Source organism: Candidatus Magnetaquiglobus chichijimensis, from assembly GCF_045865675.1.
Taxonomy (GTDB): domain Bacteria; phylum Pseudomonadota; class Magnetococcia; order Magnetococcales; family Magnetaquicoccaceae; genus Magnetaquiglobus; species Magnetaquiglobus chichijimensis.
In genome coordinates, this window is record NZ_BAAFGK010000004.1 from 1514797 (window position 1) to 1535647 (window position 20851).

Here is a 20851-nt window from a genome sequence, read left to right on the forward strand (position 1 = left end):
TCAAGACACCCTGACAAATACATGAATAACCTCGCAAAAATGGCCGTGCAAGCCAAGAAACGACTCCTGCGCATGCACTTCGAGAGTCAGATCGGTCATCTCGGCGGCAATCTCTCCGCGCTGGATGCCTTGCTCTGTCTGCATCACCAGATCATGACCCCCCAGGATCGATTTCTGCTCTCCAAGGGACATGCCGCCGGAGCGCTGTATGTGACGCTCTGGACCATGGGCGAGCTGGACGACGCAGATTTGTCCACCTTCCACCAGAATGGCACCCATCTGGCCGGTCACCCCATGCCCTATTGGACACCCGGGATTCCCATGGCCACAGGCAGCCTGGGACATGGGGTCTCCCTGGCCGCCGGATTCGCGCTGGCCAAACGGTTCCAGAACCAACCCGGAGAGGTCTACTGTTTGACCTCCGATGGAGAGTGGCAGGAGGGCGCCAATTGGGAGGCGGTGATTTTTGCCTGTCACCAGAACCTGACCCGCTTGACCATCCTGGTGGATGTCAACGGCTGGCAAGGATTTGGTTCCACCCGGGAGGTCGCCTCCATGGAGGATCTCGCCGGACGCTTCCGGGCCTTCGGTTTGAGCGTTCAAGAGACGGATGGACACGATATGGACAGCCTGTTCCAGGCCGTGACGCCGCACGGGAAAAGCCGCACCGCGCCGCGCGTCGTCTTGTTGCGCACCATCAAGGGCAAGGGGGTGGCCAGCATGGAAAACCGCATGGAGTCCCATTATCTCCCCCTGGACCAGGCCAGTTACACCCAGGCCATGGCGGATCTGGATGCCTTGTCATGAGAAACGCGGCCTGTGCGAGTTGGGTCAATCTCTTTCGGAGCCACCCCTTCGTCTTCATGACCGGCGATCTGGGCTTCCAGGCCCTGGAACCCCTGCGCCAGGCGATGGGAGAACGGTTCATCAATGCGGGCATCGCGGAACAGAACATGATCTCCGTGGCCGCCGGGATGGCACGCCATGAGATGCTGGTCTGGGTCTACAGCATCGCTCCGTTCTGTTATGCCCGCCCGTTCGAGCAGATTCGCAACGATCTGTGTCAACATGACCTGCCGGTCAAGATCGTCGGCAATGGGGGCGGCTATGGATACGGGGCCATGGGCGCGACCCACCATGCCCTGGAAGATTACGGCGCCTTGTTGACCCTTCCGAACATGCTGGCCTATGTTCCGATCTTCGCCTCCGACGTGGATCCCATCGTCCGGAGCATGGCCCAATCCCCCCATCCGGGCTATCTGCGCCTTGGACGATGCGAAATGCCGACCGGCTATCAACCCCCGGCCTATGCCCCCTGGCGGCGCTTGCTGGCGGGTGACGGCACCCCGGCGTTGACGGTCGGTCCCTTGACCGGCGGCCTGTTGCGGGTCTGCCTGACCTTGCCGCCCCGGCAACGTCCGGAGATCTGGGGCCTCACGGAATTGCCCGTCTCGGCATGTCCGCCTCCCGAACCGTTTCTGGAACTCTTGCGAGAACGCAAGCGGCTTGTGGTCATCGAAGAGCATGTGACCCATGGGGGGATCGGACACATGCTGGCACACGCCTTGATGTGCCTGGGCATGCCAATGGAACGGTTTGTTCATGTCCATGCTTTGGGGTATCCTTCCCACACCTATGGCTCGCAGGCGTTCCATCGCCAAGAGTGCGGCCTGGATCCGGACAACCTATTGAAAATTCTACACATTGGATAATCATGTCAGAAGATCCGCACCAGAAATACCTCAAGCTGCAAGGTCCCATTCTGATTCTGGGGGCCAGTGGTTTCGTGGGTGCCAATCTGTTTCATGCCCTGTTCGCCGTGCGTCAGGACGTTTTCGGGGTGACCACCCGCGCCAACCCCTGGCGCTTGGAGAACATCCCCCTGGAACAGATCCTGGTGACCGACCTGCTCTCCTTGACCAACCTGCATCGTCTGCTCGACCAGGTGAAACCACGGACCGTCTTCGACTGCATCGCCTACGGCGCCTACTCCTTCGAAGAGAAACAGGAACGCATCCATCAAACCAACTACATCCTGGTGGTCAGGCTGCTGGAGGCCCTGAGACAACGGGGCGTCCACCGGTATATCCATGCGGGCAGCTCCTCGGAATATGGCTCCCAGAGTGCCGGCCCCTCTGAAGACACCCCCTGTCTGCCCAACAGCCACTATGCGGTTTCCAAGGTGTCTGCGGCCCATGCCATCCAGTACATGGGACAGCATCATGGTCTCCCCTGCGTCAACCTGCGCCTCTACTCGATCTACGGACCCTACGAAGATGCGTCGCGCCTGATTCCGACCCTGATCGCCAAGGGGCTGCAAGGTGAGCTTCCCTCCTTTGTTCACCCCGATATCGCCCGTGATTTCATCTATGTGGCGGATGCCTGCGAAGCCTTCATCGATGCCGCGCTCAATCTGGAGAAGGCCGACTATGGTCACTCCTTCAACATCGGTTCAGGCCGAAAGGTCACCATTCGCGAGGTGGCGGAGATGGCCAGAACACGCTTCGCCATCGCTGACCAACCCACCTTTTCCATGCCCAATCGACAATGGGATCTGCCGGACTGGTATGCCAACCCGACCCGCGCCAACACCCGGCTGCGCTGGTCGGCACGAACGTCGTTCGAAGAGGGCTTCGACAAAACCATTGCCTGGTATCGGCAACTGTCCAGCCCGGAAGCCTATCTGGCCTCCACAAAATCGAAAGCCGACGAACCCTATTCCGTCAGCGTCATCGTCGCCTGCTACAAAGATGGCCAGGCCATCCCCTATCTGCACGAACGGTTGACGAAAACGTTCAAGAAACTCGAGATCGATTATGAGATCATCCTGGTAAACGATTGCAGCCCAGACAACAGCGAAGAGATTATTCGCGCGCTTTCGCATCAGGATTACCACACCATTGGCATCAGCCACTCGCGCAATTTCGGTTCCCAGGCCGCCTTCAGGAGCGGCATGGAAATCGCCAAAAAAAACGCCTGCGTCTTGATGGATGGGGATCTCCAGGATCCCCCCGAATTGATCGAACAGTTCGTAGCACAATGGCGCAACGGCTACGAGGTGGTTTACGGACGCCGGGTGAAACGGGTCGCGCCCTGGTACATGCAACTTGCCTACAAGGGTTTTTATCGACTTTTCAGCCACTTTGCCTACATGGAAATCCCCCGCGACGCCGGGGATTTTTCGCTCATCGACCGCCGGGTGGTGACCGCCATGCTCCGTTTTCCGGAACGCGACCTCTTTTTGCGCGGGGTGCGCGCGTTTGTCGGCTTCCGTCAAACCGGCGTGGACTATATCCGTCCGGAGCGCATGTTTGGCCGCTCGACCAACAATCTGTTCGCCAATCTGGAGTGGGCCAAAAAAGGGATCTTCTCGTTCAGCAACACCCCCCTCACACTCCTGAGCACCGCCAGTTGGATCCTGTTCTTTCTGGTGATGGTGTTTGGAGGGTTCCAGATCCTGAGCAAACTGATCTGGCCGGAGATCGCCCCGCGCGGCATCACCACGCTGATGCTGGTCATGATGTTTTTTGGAGCCTCCAATCTCCTGGCAATCAGCCTGGTTGGGGAGTATGTCGCAAAAATTCTGAGCGAAAGCAAACAAAGACCCCTGTTTATTCGCAGCGCCTTCATTCGCAATGGAGAGGTGATGAAAATCAGCCAGGCAACCAACCAGAACGCCATGGACTGACTGGCCAACTGGTTGGTCTTTGTCAAAACAGCCGACGCGGGTGGATGGATGGCCCGCCCACTCGCAAAGCAAACCGCCACGCACAAACCGGGTCAAACAGGTTGAGTGCTCGGATTTTTCTGAAGGGATGAGGCCTACCCGTCATGCGCATCTTGTTTGTCGTTTCCGATCTGTTCTTTTCCGAACCCCTTGGGGTGATGCTGCTGAGCGCGATCGCACGCAAAGACGGTCACCAAACCCTGCTGGTCGCCCTGAAACGACAACGCATGGCCACGATCCTGCACGCATTCAATCCCGACGTCGTGGCCTACAGCGCCATGACCGCGTATGAACATATGTTTTATCAGGCCGATCAAGTGGTCCGTCAATACCAGGCCACCAGCGGTCGCAAGGTCTTCCGCATCATGGGGGGACCGCACGCCACGTTCTTCCAGCAGGTGTTGAACGACATGAAGCTGGATGCCATCTGCGTGGGCGAGGGGGATCTGCTTTTTCCCAGACTGCTGACCGCCCTGGAGACCGGCCAGTCGCTGGAAGGGATCCCCAATCTGCTGCTGGCCGGTCAAACCTCCTGCACCAAGGAGGTGCCGGAAGATCTCGATGCCATCCCCTTCCCGGATCGGAGTCTGATCTACAACGCCGATCCGGATCTGCAACAACAGGGGATCCGCTCCTTCATGACCCAGCGGGGTTGTCCGTATCGCTGCACCTACTGTTTCAACCACTCGTACAACCTTCTCTTCAAGGGGCCTGGGGTGAAACTCTTCCGGCGCCGCTCGGTGGATAACCTGTTCGCCGAAATACGGGAGGTCCGGGACCGGTATCCCACCTTGCGGTATGTGCGTTTTGGGGACGATGTGTTTGTCATCCGTCCGGATGCGTGGCTGGAAGAGTTCACCGAGCGTTATCCCAAAGAGATCGGCATCCCGTTTTATTGTCTGATTCGCTGCAACACCCTGACCGAAGAGATTGGAAAAATGCTGAGTCATGCCGGCTGTCGCAGCATCAGCATGTCGATCGAAGCCGGTTCCGAAGAGATCCGCAACAAGGTTCTGCGTCGCCACATGAGTGACGAGATGATGCGCTCCGCATTCACCGTGGCACGCAAGTATCGCATCAACGCCTTTGCAAACACGATCCTGGCCATCCCCGGAACGACCCCGAAAGACGATTACAACTCCTTTCTTTTCGCCAGGGAGATGAAACCAGGGTGCCCGACCTTCTCGATCTTCGCCCCCTATCCAAACACCCATCTCACCGATTATGCCATCTCCCTGGGGGTGCTGGATCCGCAAACCGATTTCAAGAAGATCTCCACCACCGACTCATCGCCTCTGAACAACTACACCCCAGAGGAGAAACGTTTTCAGCTCCATCTGGTCTATCTTGGTCAGCTTTTCTGTCTGTTGCCGGACTTTTTCCTCAAAATATTCCCCCTGATGTTGCGTCTGCCGTTAACGCCGGTCTATCGTTTGGTGAGCAGCCTCACCTGGACCTGGATCGTGAGTTCCAGAATCTTCCCGCACGCCTACCCACGCTCACCGCTCATTCTGGCCAAGGCGATCATCCGCGGTTTGAAATTCATTCTGATCCCCAACGAGGCAGGCAAGATCAAAGAGTGACCTGCGCCCCCCGAGAAGAATCATGCGGGACCAAACCCAGCCAAAGATCAGAACAGGTCGTTGGCACTCGTGGTATGGTCCGCCTGAATCAGTCGGTCAAAAATCCGCATCCACGCCGCCCGCAAAGATGGTCAATTGAATCCCCTGACCAATCACCTCAAAGGAAGGCGTGCGACCGAACAACTCCTTGCTTTCCCGCACCAAAGAGAGAAACCCCACGCCTCGCGCCTCCATAAGGCTGCGTCCGTTCACAGGGCTGGGAAAATCACGAAAGAAACCAGACAAATGCTGATTACGTCGCATGGGCTGACAACCGGCATACAGGTCTTCGGGCTTCAGGGTACCCAGATATTCGTTCATGGTCCTACCTCCTTTCAATTGCCTGGACTGGCAGGCTTGAGCAGCCCCAGACGCCACAGCCACCAACCCGTGCGCCCCAACACCACGGAAAAATCAAAAAAGCGCAGATGATCCAGCAACCGTTTGCCCAGATACAGCGTGCGACAGGACCAATAGAACAGGCCAAAGGCCTGAGAGCTTTCGTGGGATGGCTTGCAATGGGGCAGCAACCGTTTGAGCACGCCGTCCGGAATGCGAAACGTCGCGATCAGCATCAGGACCGCATTGGCAAAGGTGGTGGACAGCACTTCGGAACTGTGGGTCAGTTGCAGGACTTCGCTGTTCATCTCTTGCAACTGCTTTTCCAAGGCGCTGTTCGGCACGGAGCGCAACGAATGGAAATTGATGGTGAAGGGGCGCTTGAAATCATTGACCAGGCGTATCGTGGCATGGATGTCTTCCTGGGTCTCCACGGGGATGTCCACAAGCAGATCATAGGCCGGAGGAATCATGCGCCTGCCGTATCCTCCCACGATGTCCGCGGCCTGCTTGATCAGACCAGGACGGTTGGGACGCTTGAAAAACTTCAAGACCCGATCCGATCCGCTTTGCACCCCCATCCGTACCCGATTCAATCCTCCCCGCAGCAGAATATCCATCTTCTCCTGATCCGCATGGACCGGCGTGATGCCTGAAACCACGAAGGGGCGTTTGATATGCCGTATCCACAGATTGACGAACGCCTGCAAGGTGTCCGCCGGGACAGCCAGAAAGCAGTCGTCGAGAAAATGGATGGTCTGGATGTACGGATGACGATCCAGCACGGACCGCAACTCCCCGATCAAATAATCCACCGAGGGGTGACGAATGCGTGCATACCCCTTATCCAGTTTCAGCAGTTCAGAATTGGCGCAGTAGGTACACTTGAAGGGACAGCCCCGAGTCCAGATCACTTTGAAAGAGAGGGCATCCGAATCCAGATAATCCCTGACCTCGATTGGACGGAAGGCTCGTATCTTTTGATCGAACACCCAATCATCCACCCCATAGCTGATGAACGGAAGTTGACTCATCTGCTCGGTGGTCAAAAGTGGCATATGGGGGTTCTTGATCACCACGCCTTGTTCGCGATACCAGATATTGGGCACCTGGGAGAGTCCTTCTCCGGCCATCATGGACCGCAAGAAGCGTTGGAACGCCAGTTCCCCTTCACTGTAACAGATCACATCCGCATGCTCGATGGCATCATCCGGGTAGTAGATGGCATGCACCCCGCCCCAAACGATGATGATTTCGGGATTGATTCGTCGAATCCGACTCAGCAGCGCCTTGACCGAATCCGCGTTGGTACTCATGGTGGCGATCCCGAGGATGTCGGTATCGCGGAAGCTTTGCGCCATGGCCTGGAGCTCCTCCTCCTGGAACTGCTCGGCTTGGCTGCTTGGCTTGAAGATATTCTTGAAAGAGCGAAAAAAGCCCTGCATGACGAAATAGAGTCTGGTATCCGGGAGAATTTCCTTGGCCACAGCCCCGATTTTGCGGAACCCATAGGGATTGAGCGTACTGCCGACATACAACAACGACAATTTCACGGTATGGTTCTCCGATTGCCTGGTTTGGTGATACCCTTGGAGGGTATGCGCCAGTCTTTTTCCGTCACACGGTTTGTAGAGGGGGTGATTCCCATCCCTGCGGAATGTGTCCATGAACACAAGAGACGCGTCTTCAGAATTGAATCTCGAAGCCCGTGTGTCCGCAGGCTCGGCTTCCGCCCTTTGGGCGGTTTTTTTAAGCATTGAGGGTCTGCCGTCCGATGCGTTGAAGGGAACGAGGGGGAAGATCCCTCGTCACAATCATCGGCTCGGTGAGCCCTGCCTGGTATTCCTCGGCGGGTTGCTCCCCAGCAGAGTCCGCTTCCGTTTCACCACGCATTTTGAGTCTACGACGATTCAATCTTGACGTCCATACCGGTCTTTGCCGGCGGCTTGGGCGGGTTGATCCAAACCTTCTGGGGTGAACGCCTTGGCGCCAGACACTTTCCCTTGAACCGCTGTGGATTCGCTTCAAAGGCGGCAGTCCATGCTTCGGATCGTATCCGAATATACCTTACCCGCTTTGTTATAGACTGGCTCACATGCCTCTGCTAGACTGACTTATCTTTATCCTTGGGGGTCAAACCACACATGATGGCTTGGAAATCATATGCTTGATGATATTGAAAAAACGCTTTGGGCAGCAGCGGACAAACTGCGCGCCAACATGGATGCGGCAGAATACAAGCATCTGGTGTTGGGATTGATTTTTGTTAAATACATCTCCGACACCTTCAATGCCCGTCGCATGGAGTTGACCAAAAAATTTTCCGACCCACAAGACGAGTACCACCTCCCACAGGCAACGCCAGAGGATATCCAGGCAGAGCTGGAGGAGCGGGATTACTACACCGCAGCCAACGTATTTTGGGTTCCTGAAGCGGCGCGTTGGGAGGTGTTGCGTTCCTCGGCCAAGCAGCCTCAAATTGGCAAGCTGATTGATGAAGCCCTGACCCTCATCGAAGCCGAGAATCCCAGGCTCAAGGATATTCTGGACAAGCGCTATGCCCGTGCGCAACTGCCGGACGGGAAGTTGGGGTCGCTGATTGACCTGATCTCCACCATCGGATTCAACACCGATGCCGGAAAGGCGCGTGATGTGTTGGGTCAGGTCTACGAATATTTTCTGGGAAAGTTTGCCAGTGCTGAGGGTAAAAGAGGTGGTCAGTTTTACACGCCTGCCTCTGTCGTCAAAACATTGGTGGAAGTGATGGCTCCTCATCATGGCAAGGTCTACGACCCTTGCTGTGGCAGTGGCGGGATGTTCGTGCAGAGCGAAAAATTCATCGAGGCGCATGGTGGCAAACGTGGGGATGCCTCCATCTATGGTCAGGAGTCCAATCCCACCACATGGCGTCTGGCCGCCATGAATCTGGCCATTCGCGGGATCGATTTCAACCTAGGCAGAGAACCCGCAGACACCTTCACACGCAACCAACATCCTGACTTGCGCGCCGATTTCATTCTGGCAAATCCCCACTTCAATGATGATGAATGGTGGCACGCCTCATTAACGGGTGACCCGCGTTGGGTCTACGGTACCCCTCCGGCTGGCAATGCCAACTATGCCTGGTTGCAGCACATATTGCATCACTTGAAGCCCACCGGACGGGCAGGCATCGTGCTGGCCAACGGTTCGATGAGTTCTTCCCAGAACAGTGAAGGCGACATCCGCCGCAGGATGGTGGAAGCGGACGTGGTGGAAGTGATGGTGGCACTTCCTGGTCAACTGTTCTTCAACACGCAGATTCCGGCCTGTTTGTGGTTTCTGGCCAGGCAGAAGAGCCACCGCAAGGGTGAGGTGCTGTTCATCGATGCCCGCAAGCTGGGAACCATGATTAGTCGCTCCCAGGCGGAATTGACCGATGAGGTCATCAACCGGATTGGGGATACGGTGGCGGCGTGGCGTGCCGGGCTTGATGCCTACCAGGATACCCCCGGCTTCTGCCGCAGTGTGAAGTTGGCAGAGATTGCCGAACATGGTCATGTTCTCACCCCCGGTCGCCATGTGGGAGCCGAAAAGGTGGAAGATGATGATGAGGTGTTCAACGAGAAAATGAAAAAATTGACGGAAAAACTCGGAGAACAGATGGCCAAGGGTGCCGAGTTGGACCAGTTGATTCGGCAGAAGTTGGGTTCGTTGGGGTATGCGTTCTGATGGTCTTGATTTCCAGGAGAACGGATCATGAATGTGGCGGAGTTGATTGAACGGTTGAAGGCGCACGATCCAGGTATGCCGGTGGTGGTGGCTGGCTATGAGGGGGGCTATAATGATCTCTCCCAGGTAAACCCGGTGCGCATGATCTCCGAAGTTAATCGGGAATGGTACTATGGGGCGCACGAAGAGGCAGGCGCAACCGGCGGGCAGACCGTAACGCGTAACGGCCCTGTTGCTGTTCGGGAAAAATCATATTGCTGTGGTGGAGTGAACCATAGGGAGTGCAGGAGATGAAACCATGTCGCGATTGAGTGTCGAGGCGTTGGAGAGGGCGGTGACGGCATTGGAAGAAGGGTTGCGTGAATATGCGGAGCATCCGGTGTTGACCACGCGGGACGGCGTGATCCAGCGTTTTGAAATCGCCATGGATCTCTCCTGGAAACTGCTCCAGCGCACATTGAAGGATATCCTAACGATCAATCCGGGATTGATCCGCACCAAGGAGGACATGTTCCGGGTCGCGGCGGAGTACGAACTGATCGAGGAGACGAGCCGTTGGTTGGGACATTACGAAGCCCGCAACCAGACGGCGCATATTTATTATGCCGAGCTGGCGGTGCGAGTGTTCGAGCGCGTTGCCTTGTTTCTGCCGGATGTCCGGGAGCTGGTCGCAAGGTTGAAAGATGTCGCTTGATCTTCAGCCAGACGCCCTGGCGATCGTCCAGGAGATCCTGCGGCGACAGGTACCGGAGCGGGCGGTGTGGGCTTTTGGGTCGCGGGTTCGTGGAACGGCGCGCCCGGTCTCGGATCTGGATTTGTGCATTTGTGGTGACGAATTCCTGGGCTTCGAGCGTCTGGGACGGTTGCGCGATGCCTTCTCGGCCAGTGCATTGCCATTCCGGGTGGATGTGGTGGAGTTGGCGACGTCCAGTGAGTCGTTCAGGAGGATAATTGAGAGAGAGAAGGTGGTAGTGCAAGATAGAAAGCAACCGGCTCACACATTAGAAGAAACATCCTGGCCACGATTATCTCTAAAACAATCCGGTATAATTTTAATCGATTGTGACCATAAAACACCACCAGAGTCAGATTCTGGATATCCATATATAGCTATTCCGCAAATCAGGGATGGAAAAATTACTCTTGAAGGAGTTCGACGAATTTCATATGAGCACTATACTGAGTGGACACGGAAGTTAAAACCACAACATAATGATGTAATTGTTGTTCGTCGATGCAATTCTGGCGATACGGCTGTTGTCCCGAAAGGTCTTGAATGCACCATAGGTCAAAATTTGGTCGTTTTGCGTGCTGATGGCACAATGGTATTACCTGAATTCCTCAGATGGCTTTTGCAAAGTCCAGAGTGGTGGGAAGAGGTGAGGAAGTATATTAATGTTTGGGCTGTTTTTGATAGTTTGAAATGTCGGGAAATTCCAGATTTTGAACTGACCATACCACCAGTTAGCGCTCAACATAAAATCACTAATATTCTGAAAGCGCTTGACGACCGCATCACCCTCCTGCGCGAGACCAACGCCACCCTGGAAGCCATTGCCCAGGCGTTGTTCAAATCCTGGTTCATCGATTTCGACCCCGTGCATGCCAGGCAGCAGGGTCTTGCCCCGGAAGGCATGGATGAAGCCACCGCCGCTCCGTTCCCGGACAGCTTTGAGGAGTCGGAGTTGGGGTTGATTCCGAAGGGGTGGAGGGTAGGAGTGTTGGGTGATATTGCAACTCTTAATCCTGAATCATGGACGACCAAGAACCATCCAACTACAGTGGCCTACATTGATTTAGCCAACACCAAAGACAATATAATATCAGTTATTACAGACTACACATTTGATGAGGCTCCTAGCCGTGCTCGGCGGGTGCTACGTAATGGAGATACCATTGTTGGTACTGTGCGTCCGGGCAACCGCTCTTTTGCTTTTATCCATGAGCCACCAATAAATCTGACCGCTAGTACTGGGTTTGCTGTACTACGACCAAACAAAAATTTATATACTGAATTAGTTTTTCTAATCTCAACACAACCATCAAGCATTGACTGTCTTTCTCATCTTGCAGATGGGGGTGCGTATCCGGCTGTTCGTCCTGAAGTAATCGAAACCATTCAATGTGTTTTACCTGATGATTTGGTTGTGAAAGTTTTTCACAAGTTATCCTCGCCATTATTAGTGAAAGTTACTGAAAATCAACATCAAGCCCAAATCCTCACCACCCTCCGCGATACCCTGCTCCCCCGTCTCATCTCCGGCCAACTCCGTCTGCCAGAGGTGGAGCGGAGCGTTGGGGAGGTGATCGCATGATTCGATCCGGCAATCCCAACCTTGCCGCTTGTCTCCATGCCGGGTTGCGCATGTCTAACAAGGCTGACATGTATAGACATGCCTCGTTCTCTATACATGACACGGATAACATGTATAGAAAAATCGATTTTCTATACATGTCGTCTCCGCGCACGGGGGTGTCATGAAACCGTTCCCCTCTCTCAACGATCTGCATCCCGCGCGTTTCGATACCCCGGAAATCTTGAAAAAATTGGCCAGCAGCAGTCGGCAGCTGGCAGAACTCAAAGGGCTGGCGTCCTCCAACCCAATCAGGGCATCCTGATCAGCTCCCTGGGGCTCAAAGAGGCCAAGGAGAGTTCCGAAATCGAAAACATCGTCACCACCCACGACGAACTGTTCAAGGATGCGGTGCTGCCGGATGAGCATCTCAATCCGGCAGCCAAAGAGGTGTTGCGTTACCGGCAGGCTTTGCGGCTTGGTTTTGAATTGGTGCAACAGACCGGCCTGATCACCAACAACCATATCCTCGCCATTCAATCCGAACTGGAACAGAATCGTGCCGGATTTCGCCAATTGCCAGGCACCGCACTGAAAAACAGCCGTCAGGAAATCATCTATACACCCCCTCAGGAGCCTTCCCAAATCGTGGCCTTGATGGACGATCTGGAGCGTTTCATCAACGACCCGGAGCGCTTTGCCGCAGAACGGGGATGGCATGATGGTTGGTGGTATCTCCAACAGGGCAGGCAACACCAAAACACCACCATACGGAACATGACATTTCAATGGATGTTTCGTGTATCCATTGCCCACCCCCCGTCCCAACGATCCCGCTCACTCCCGCTCCACATGCCGGGTCGCGCCCCGCACCTGGAAACGGGCGCGGTCGAGCAGACGCCCCTCGCCATCCAACAACTCCCATTGATGGGATCCGGGCACCAACTCCCACCCTTCCGGCACGGCTGGCCAAGGCACGCCATCCAACCGCCACTGGTTGCCCGGATGCACCGGACTCATCCGGGGGACAAGCCTCTGGAGACCGGGCGGGATGTCCGGATCCATGGCCAGGATGGCGCCATCCCCCGGCGAACGGATTCGGGAGGGACGCAGCGCCCCATCGTGGAGTCGGATCGTATCGCTGCCGGTGCCGGTCAGGAACCACTCGCGACGGGGCGGTTCCACGGCAGGCTCGAAGAGAATCGACCTGTGGATCATGTCTGCCCCCGGGGGCAACTCCGGATCGTCCCCACCAGATCCGAAGCGGTGACGCGCCGCCAGCATCACCTCGAGCCACACCTCGGCGGCGCCGGAGATGCCCGACACCTCGCGCATCGGCTGGCCATCGAAATTGCCCACCCAGACCCCCACCGTGAACCGGGGCGTGAAGCCGATGCACCAGTTGTCCCGCATCCGTTTGCTGGTTCCGGTCTTGACCGCGCTCCAGAAGGGGGTGGCGAGCGGATTGCCCAATCCAAAGGTGGGGGTGCGGGCCAGGGGATCGGAGAGGATGTCGGCAAGGATGAAGGCGCTCTCCGCCGAGGTGATCCGCCGGGGTGCGGGTGGCTGCCGGTCCGACTCCAGGACCAGGGGGACGAACAGACCGCCGTTGGCCAGGGTGGCATAGGCGTTCACCTGTTGCCAAAGAGTCACCTCCACCGATCCCAGGGCCAGGGCATGGCCATGGAACGACCCCTCCTCGCGGACGTAGTAGCCGAACTGCCTGAGCCGGGCCGCGAACGGGGCGAGACCGGTCACCATCAACACACGCACCGCCGGGACGTTCAAGGAGGAGGCCAGGGCGGTGCGGGCGCTGACCCAGCCGCGAAACTCCCGGTCGTAGTTGTTGGGCTGGTAGATGCCGGTCGGCATCACCAGCTCCACCGGCGAGTCTTCCAGCAGGGAGGCGGCGGTGATCAGACGCTCCTCGATGGCCAACTGGTACAAGAACGGCTTCAAGGTGGAACCGGCCTGACGCAGCGCCCGCACGCCATCCACATGCCGGGCCGACGGATCGACGCCGCCACCTCCCACATAGGCCAGCACCGCCCCGGTGGCATTTTCCACCACCAGCACCGCCCCATCCCGAACATTGTGACCAGCCAGTTGCGCCAACTGTCGATCCAGGGACTCGCTCGCGCTCCGTTGCAAATCGGCATCCAGGGTGGAGCGCAACCCTGCGGAACTGCCGATCTCCGGTCCGCGTCCCCTGATCAGCCAGCGGGCGGCGTGGGGCGCCAGGGCGACCTCGGCGCGCACCGGCGGCAGGCGTCCCCGCAACAGACGCTCGGCCCGCGTCGTCAACTCCGGACAGGAGATTTCCGGATCGATCCTGGCGGCCAGGGCACAGGCACGGGCCGTGGTGCGGACCACCGGCCCGTTGGGCGCGGGCAGTTGCGCCACCAGAAGGATCGACTCCGCGGGCAGCAACCCGGACGGGGCCTTGTCGAACAGGCTGCGGCTGGCGGCGGCGATCCCCTGCAACTCTCCCCGGAACGGCACCAGGTTCAGGTAGGCCTCCAGGATCTCGGCCTTGCTCCAGGATCGCTCCATGGCCCAGGCGGCACGCATCTGGAGCCACTTCTGCCTCAACCCGCGACGTCCGCTCCAGCCACCGGAACCCCGCTCGAGCAGACCGACCAACTGCATGGTCAAGGTGCTCGCCCCACGCCGACTGCCGTGCAGAAGTCGATCCTTGATCGCCCCGAGCACCGACAGCCACGACACCCCCCGATGCTGGTGAAAGGCGCGATCCTCCACCCGTACCAGAATCTCCACCAGATTGGGGGCGATCTCCTCCAGAGGGGTCCAATTCAACCGCCGACGGGCATGATCCACCCGGATCGGCTGCAACGGACGACCCTCCCGATCCAACAGCCACACATCGCTGCTGGCATGGGCCGCGCGCACGGTCTGGAACTCCGGAACTTCTGGCGCGTCAGGGAGGTCAAGCAGACCCCGCTCCAGCAGCAACCCGATCAGCAACACCCCCACCACTCCGATCACGACCCCACGCAGCCCCCCTCCCCGCCGTGGATTCAACCATCCATGCGGGGTCGGGTCGCTTGCGGGGGATAACCCGGACCCGCTCACGGCGCCACGATCATCGGCTCCAGGGGCAACGCACCGAACAGATCCGGCGCGTACATCGCCTCGACACGGGCCGCCGGAAGCTCGAAACGTCCGGCATGATTCAAGCGCAGGGTATATTCAACCACCCATTCGCCCTTGGGAAGCCACTCGAAATAGGCCCGGTATCCTTCCGGGGTGCGCTCCTCGAAACGGATCATGCATCCTTTCTTGCGACCGGCATCCAGGATCGCCGAATCGTTGCCCAGCCCACTGCCCAGAATCACGCTGCCCGCCGGCACCGGATCGCTGACCGCCACCCAGCTCATGTCGGTCATGGCGTCGATCGTGAGCCGGACGCGCAGCAGATCCCCGGCGCTCCAGACCTCTGCGTTCTTGCGCACGATCGGCGTCACCGCGCGGGTCAGCCGATAGCCGCTGTTCAGAGACTCTCGCAAGGGGATCGCCGCCCGGCTCTGCACTGTCAACCAGGGTTTCCCCTCCCCCTGATGCGACACCTTGAGTTCCGCCGGTCCGCCCTCGGACGGCCAGGGGAACGCCATGGTTCCGCCTCGCGGCTGATCCCGCCAGTTCAAAGAGCGGCTCTCGCCGGCCAATGCACCCTGGCTGGTCCCGGTGACCGGGCCGCTCTCGAACCGGCTGGCAAAGGCGTGCAGCGCCACCACCCCCCAGGCGTTGGCCGGGGTGGTGGCCCAGTGACCCCGCACCTGTCGGGCGAGAATCCCCCGCGCCAGTCGCGGCAGATCGTCCCGCCAGGCCGGATCCTCGGCCACGGTGAGCAGCAGACGGTTGAGGTTGGTTTCCGGGGAGACCATCAACCACCAGAGGTTGTCCCGGCTCTCCGAGGAGAGGGTCATGGCCGTGCCCTGAATGTGCAGGCGACCGCGCAACGCCTTCATGGCTTCGGTCAGACGCTGCTTCTGTTTGGGGATCTCCGGCGTGCGGTTGAGCAGATTCACCCAGTCGATGAGACCGGAAGCGGGCCACTGCTCCACATCCACCCCCAGGGTTCCGGCCAACGCCACGGGCACCCGCCGATGACGGGAGATCGCCTCCAGCGCGGCGAGTTTGCGCAGATTCAGATCCGCAGCCGGGATGGGGGTACGTCGCAGGAGCTTCCCTTCGACAAACCGCTGCAAGCCGTCGAGCATGCGGGTTCGGGACTCCTCGGGAATGGCCAGCCCTCCGGCGTGGGACACGGCGAGCAGATAAGCGGTCAGGCTGTCGCTGCCCGGCGAGGAGCCCGGAAAATACCGGGCCAGGCCATCCTGGTCCAGATGACCCGGCAGGGAGGCCATCACCTTGTTCCAGGACTCCGCGTCCCGCATCACCACCGCCTTGGAAACCCGCTGCTCCAGACAGGTGAAGGGGTATTGATCCATGTACTCGCGCACCCCGTCCAGACTCCCGATCAGGCTCTCCTGGAGCAGAAGGCGGATTCCGCCCTTGCCCGGCAGGGCATCCTGTGGGATGGAAACCGGAAGCGTCGTCGGCCCGGCGAGGGATTGCAGGGTGGCCTGGATCACCTCGACGGGATGGACGGGACGCACCTGTTGGGTGGTGATCAGCCGATCGGAGGCATCCGGCGCCGTGGCGGTCACGTTCCAGCGCAGCCCGCCCGCATCCGTGGGCACCGCCATCTCCCAGATCGCCAGATCGCCGGTTCCGGGAGCCAGAGTCAGGGTGACCGGATTGCCCGCCGGCACGTCGATTTCCGGGTTCTTTCCGCCCGCCGGCACCAGAACCGACGCGGTGGCGTTCACCTCCACCGTCAGGGGACGGTCGGAGCTGTTGCGAACATGGAAACCGGCCCGAAAACGATCCCCTTCCCGCACCAGATCCGGCAGGGCCGAGGTGAGGATCAGATCCTGGCCGGTGCGGAAACCGGCGGCTCCGGTGCCGAACAGATCCGTTCCCGCGCTGGCCACCGCCACCACCCGAAACGAGGAGAGCTGATCGTTGATGGGAACGGTGACCCGTGCCTCGCCTTTGGCGTCCAGGATCACCCGCCCCTCCCAAAGCAGCAGGGTATCGAAAAGCTGTCGGGCCGGATGCCGTCCGCCCCCGCCTCCCGGATGGCCGGCCTTGCGTCCAAAATGGCGCCGCCCGATCACATGCTGCTGGGCGGTACTGGTTTCGGTGTGGAGCGACCGTTTGGACATCATCGTGGCGAGCAGATTCCAGGAGTCGTTGGGCTTGAGTTCCAGCAACCCCTCATCCACCACCGCCACGGCCACCTCCGCATCCGGCGGCAGGGAACGTCCCTGGGGCGGGGTCACCGCGATGGCGACCTCGGCCTTGTCCCGAACCGGATAGACCGCCTTGTCGGTAGTCACCTTCACCCCCAACGCATACCCTTTCCAGCCCACCTTGAGCTGGGCATACCCCACCCGAAAAGCCGGCTTGCCCAGATCCAGCAGAGCGGTCGGGGCCATGCCGGTCACCCGTCCCCGCACCGCCAGCACCGAAATGAAGACGTTGGGGCCGTAATGATCCCGGATCGGCACGCGGATGATCGGATTCTCCCCGCTCAACGGACGGGTGAAGGCCTCCAGCACCCCTTCCCGCTCCACGGTGATCAGACCGGTGGCCTCCCGGAAGGGCATGCGCACCTGAACCACCGCCTCCTCGCCCGGTTCATACTCCGGCTTCTCGGGAATCAGGTCCATGCGGTTGTTCTGCACCGACTCGAACCATTGGGATTCGGAATCGTTCAACCACACGATGCCATGGGCGAAACTGGGCTGCCCATCCGCGTCCACGGCTTTCGCCTGCAACGCCACCTCCCCCTTGACCGGCGACTCCCGGTTGCAAAAGAGCCGGCCCTGGGCATCGGTGACCCCGGAACAGAACTCGCCGAACGATCGCGCCTCGCGATGATGATCATATTCGTAGAAACCGCCGATCAGCCGCTTGCGATGCGAATAGAGCTTGCGTTCGAACAGCTCCACCGCCACCTTCACCCCGGCCTGGGGTTTGCCCTCCCCATCCACCGCCACCACCTGAAACCCCAACTGACGTGGAGCATCCATGCGCCGGTCCGAGGAGATCCCCAGCAACACCTTGGACGGAAGCCGGAGGATGCGGGTGGTGTGGGTCTGTCGATCGCCGTTGGCATCCAGGAACTCCATCTCGGCGAGCAGGGTCTGGGGGGTCTCGGTGCGCGGCAGATCCTGCAACGCGACCCGTCCGCTCCCGGTGGCATCCAGAACCAGCGATTGAACCGGCAGGATCTTTTTCAGACCTTCCCGCTCATCCCCGACCTCGCCGTCCGGCTCCTCCTCCTCGCCCGCGACGCCCCGGTGCGTCTTGGGCAAGGGGCCATTGGCGATCTCGAAGCCCGGATAGCCGTCGAATTCGAGCTGCCTGGGTTGCAACATGGCGCGCACCCGCACCGGCAGATGGCCCGCCGCCCCGCCGGAAAAGAACGCCGCGTGCAGATCCAGCGTCACCTCGCCACTGGCCGGCGAGGTGTCCGCCTTGGGCGAGATGCTCCCCCGGATCACCGGCACCCGGAACGACTCCACCCGGAACTGGCCGGTGGGAATTTCGTGGCCGTTTTTCTGGCCCGCTTCGGTCAGGAACACCTCATACGTGCCGCTTTTGGCCTCCGGCGGGATGGTCCATGTGTTGAGTGCCGTCCCTTTTTCGTCCCAGTTCATGGGCAGGTTGGCATAAACCCGGCCACTGCCGTCATGGCGGATGTTGCAGGCTTTGCCGAGCCGTTTCTTGTCCGGGAGTTCCAGGCCCCGTTCCACCGTCTGCCGGGCGAAATGTTTCATGGAGACCGTTTCGCCGGCCCGGAACAACGCGCGGTCGAACACCGTGGCAAAGCGGGCCTCGTTGGAATCCCGCTCTGCCCAGGCCTCGTAGCCGAGATTGAAATCCCAGACCCCCAGCCCCTCGCCCCAATGGGAGAGATCGAAGGAGAGATCCTCGCCGAGTCGGGCGGTCACCAGATGGGAGCGACTCTGCCCCCCGGCGCAGACGGGCAGACTCTCCGGACCCGGCAGCGGGCCGGAAACCGTGAAGATGCCCTGGGCATCGGTGCGCCCCTCGACGAAGCGGTTGCCGGCGCAATCCCCGATGGTCACCTGGGCATCGGCCACCGGTGCGCCCCGATCCAGAGAGGTGACCCACACCAGCGAGGAGTCCCGACCCCGTTTGAAATGGACCGCCAGATTGGTCACCACCACCGTGGCCGGGACATAATAGGGCCTGGACTCGCCGTGCAGGTGGGCTCCGAGCCGGTCGCTGGCCAACTCCACCACATAGAGTCCTGGCTTGGGCAGCGGAATCCCCACCACCTCGAACGACTTGCCGCTCCCCGGTCTGGGCACGGAAAACGGCTCTGGCAGCGACTTGTTTTCCAACAACGGCGTATCGAAAACCGATTGTTCGCCGGGTTTGATCTCCTCTTGCTCCTCCCCTTGCGGATGTTTCACCGCACGCGGCTGGGTCACCGCGGTCCGCCGTTCCATCCAGCGCAAAAAGGCCAGCGGATCCTCCACCCTCAGCCGATGACCGCGTATTTCCGACGATTTGGGCCAATAACGATCCCGGAACGCCTCCCAATGGCGCTCCAGGGGGGTGGCGGCGCGGGCCGAGGCGATCTCGGCCTCCTCGGAGCCGGGATGGGCGGCGTCCAAGGGTAACAGGGACTCCAGATTGCGCAGGGTTACCGGCAACGCGGCGCCGCCCGGTGCGGGACCGCTCCCGCCATTCGACACGTTCGCCTCGAGAAAACCGAATCCCGCCGCGAACTTGGCCAAGGGTGGGGTGGAGTCGGTCCGCACCGTCAAGGGGAAGCGGTCGGCGTCGAGCAGGGGTCGCTCCGCATCGTCCTTGAGACCGGGCGGCAACGCCAGGGTGAATGCGTGATCCACCGGGAACGGTCCGGGAAAGAGGACCCGGTTCACCCACTGCCTGTCCTCGTCGTCGAACCTGGGCGGGTAGATTTCGCCGCTCTGGGATTTCAGGCGAATCTTTTCGGCATCGACGCGCGCGATGGGGGCCGAAAAATCGAGACTCATGGGCAGAATCGGCATGCACTGGGCATCCAGATTGGCGCGGGGACAAGTGAACTCCGCCGTGAACCCCTTCTTCACCTTGAACGCCACCCGCAACGGCTGACGGGTGGTCACCCCCGCCGTGGAACGGATGCCCGGTTTCATCACCAATCCCACGCTGGCATCGCTGGGAAAGCGTTGGGTACACTGCACGGCGACGAAAGGGGCATCCTCCTGTTGGGCCAGGGCGACGACCCGCTGCTCGCGGGTGGCCGTTTCGGGGAGTCCGGGGGTGAAGTGCCTCCCCAAACCGCCGTAGGTCAACTCCCGTGCGTAGTGGTTCATCAACGGATGGGAGAGCTTGACCAGGGCCTGCAACGGCTCGCCGGTGATCAACCGCACCCCCACCTCTTCGCCGATCCCCGGAATGTCGCAGAACAGATTCTGGCGCACCGACGCATGATCGAGTCGGGCCAGCCCACCCAACAAGAACACCTGATCCTCGCTGATCATCTGCCGCGGATCGAAAACCGTCAGCACCGGCTCCCCGGTGGTGAACTCAAAGCGTCTCTCTCCGCCGACCGGCTGCCCATCCACGGCCCGCAACCCGGCCTCGCGGATGAAAGCGCACTTGAGCCCTGTTGGCAGAGGGTGATCGAAATCAAAAGCCCAGTTGCGGTCATCCACCCAGCGGCCCTGCCCCGTGACCGGGCAATCGAGGGTGAACGGCTCTGACCGTTGACGCGGATCGCCGAAGGGGACCATGGCGCGGTTGAATCGGAAAGTGGCCTGGCGGCGCTGTGAACCGGATGGCACGGTGAAGTGTTCAATGCGAACCCCGGCATTGGGTGCCGCCGCCCCCTCCCCGGCCTCCGCAATGGCCAAAAGCAACACCAGGACCAGGGAGATCACCACCCCGTTGACCGCATACCGCATCCCACGTCCCACGGATCCCTGCATGGCCCTGACTCCCGAATCAAAAAGACAAGATAAAAACCTGAAGGATGATCAACAACGCTCCAGGGAATCCGACACCCCCCAATCCGGTCCCGATCCCCT

12 protein-coding genes and 1 pseudogene are annotated in these 20851 nt (G+C 59.7%); 9 read left to right on the top strand and 4 right to left on the bottom strand.

The genetic code is table 11. The features are described 5' to 3' along the window. The first annotated feature begins 21 nt into the window (after positions 1–21). The 4 genes from ACOY6C_RS10755 (at position 22) to ACOY6C_RS10770 (ending at position 5310) form a co-directional block, all read left to right on the top strand. Positions 22–807 (top strand): transketolase, encoded by a 786-nt coding sequence (locus ACOY6C_RS10755; RefSeq protein ID WP_420905479.1) that lies wholly within the window; start codon positions 22–24, stop codon positions 805–807. After that, a complete protein-coding gene (locus tag ACOY6C_RS10760; RefSeq protein ID WP_420905480.1) occupies positions 804–1712 on the top strand; it encodes a transketolase family protein in 909 nt (302 codons plus the stop codon). The genes ACOY6C_RS10755 and ACOY6C_RS10760 overlap by 4 nt, the downstream gene beginning before the upstream one ends. Positions 1713–1714: 2 nt before the next feature. Continuing rightward, positions 1715–3688 (top strand): NAD-dependent epimerase/dehydratase family protein, encoded by a 1974-nt coding sequence (locus ACOY6C_RS10765; protein ID WP_420905481.1) that lies wholly within the window; start codon positions 1715–1717, stop codon positions 3686–3688. Positions 3689–3831: 143 nt separating this feature from the next. After that, a complete protein-coding gene (locus ACOY6C_RS10770; protein WP_420905482.1) occupies positions 3832–5310 on the top strand; it encodes a B12-binding domain-containing radical SAM protein in 1479 nt (492 codons plus the stop codon). Positions 5311–5406: 96 nt separating this feature from the next. Here the strand turns inward: ACOY6C_RS10770 and ACOY6C_RS10775 are convergent, their stop codons facing one another. After that, entirely contained in the window at positions 5407–5670 is a 264-nt protein-coding gene (locus tag ACOY6C_RS10775; RefSeq protein ID WP_420905483.1) for a hypothetical protein, read from the bottom strand. 14 nt (positions 5671–5684) lie between these two features. Beyond that, positions 5685–7241, bottom strand: a complete 1557-nt coding sequence (locus ACOY6C_RS10780) for a B12-binding domain-containing radical SAM protein (RefSeq protein WP_420905484.1) — start codon at positions 7239–7241, stop codon at positions 5685–5687. A 610-nt stretch (positions 7242–7851) separates the two neighbouring features. Between ACOY6C_RS10780 and ACOY6C_RS10785 the strand changes: the two genes are divergently transcribed. The 5 genes and pseudogenes from ACOY6C_RS10785 to ACOY6C_RS10805 form a co-directional block, all read left to right on the top strand. Further along, a complete protein-coding gene (locus ACOY6C_RS10785) occupies positions 7852–9399 on the top strand; it encodes a class I SAM-dependent DNA methyltransferase (protein WP_420905485.1) in 1548 nt (515 codons plus the stop codon). Between the two features lie 27 nt (positions 9400–9426). Continuing rightward, on the top strand, positions 9427–9693 hold the full coding sequence (locus ACOY6C_RS10790; RefSeq protein WP_420905486.1) for a hypothetical protein: 267 nt from the start codon (positions 9427–9429) through the stop codon (positions 9691–9693). Between the two features lie 4 nt (positions 9694–9697). Further along, positions 9698–10093 carry an HI0074 family nucleotidyltransferase substrate-binding subunit gene (locus tag ACOY6C_RS10795; protein ID WP_420905487.1) on the top strand — a complete coding sequence of 132 codons (396 nt, stop codon included), beginning with the start codon at positions 9698–9700 and terminating at the stop codon, positions 10091–10093. Further along, entirely contained in the window at positions 10083–11714 is a 1632-nt protein-coding gene (locus tag ACOY6C_RS10800) for a restriction endonuclease subunit S (protein ID WP_420905488.1), read from the top strand. Before ACOY6C_RS10795 ends, ACOY6C_RS10800 begins: the two co-directional genes overlap by 11 nt. Positions 11715–11810: 96 nt before the next feature. After that, positions 11811–12122, top strand: a pseudogene (locus ACOY6C_RS10805) (Fic/DOC family N-terminal domain-containing protein); the annotation flags it as partial. Between the two features lie 408 nt (positions 12123–12530). Here ACOY6C_RS10805 and pbpC read toward each other — a convergent pair. Continuing rightward, on the bottom strand, positions 12531–14735 hold the full coding sequence (gene pbpC, locus ACOY6C_RS10810; RefSeq protein WP_420905489.1) for a penicillin-binding protein 1C: 2205 nt from the start codon (positions 14733–14735) through the stop codon (positions 12531–12533). 47 nt (positions 14736–14782) lie between these two features. After that, the gene (locus tag ACOY6C_RS10815) at positions 14783–20752 is read right to left on the bottom strand and encodes an alpha-2-macroglobulin family protein (protein ID WP_420905490.1); all 5970 of its coding nucleotides are present in this window, start codon (positions 20750–20752) and stop codon (positions 14783–14785) included. Between the last annotated feature and the right edge of the window lie 99 nt (positions 20753–20851).